This is a genomic window from Cupriavidus sp. SIMBA_020, assembly GCF_046535395.1.
GTDB lineage: Bacteria > Pseudomonadota > Gammaproteobacteria > Burkholderiales > Burkholderiaceae > Cupriavidus > Cupriavidus campinensis.
Genome location: NZ_JAWRWU010000204.1, coordinates 1 through 341 on the forward strand (window position 1 = coordinate 1; position 341 = coordinate 341).

General features: G+C 65.4%; 1 pseudogene. It reads right to left on the reverse strand.

The annotated features are described in order from the left end of the window. Positions 1-341 (reverse strand): annotated as a pseudogene (locus tag SB751_RS28830) (TonB-dependent siderophore receptor); the annotation flags it as partial.

Below are 341 nucleotides of genomic sequence, written 5' to 3' on the forward strand. Positions count from 1 at the left end.
GAGCCTCACGTACAGCGCGGACATCGGCAACGACGTGTAGTTGCCGTTCGTCAGCGCGGTGCTCGACGACAGCGGCCCGGTCAGCACCGCGTTCGCGGCCGTCTCGCGCGCATCGGTCATCGAGTGCGAGAACGACGTGCGGTTGCTGATCGTCAGCGCATCGTTGACCCGATGATCGATGCGCGCGGACACGGTCTGCACGTCCTGGATCGTGCGATCGTCGGTGAGGCCATAGAAGGTGTTCTTCGGCACTGGCGCCGGATGGCCGTTGACCGCGAGCACGCCGTAGTCGGGCATGTCGTAGTTGTGCTGGATCAGCGCGGACAGCGTCACCTCGGTCG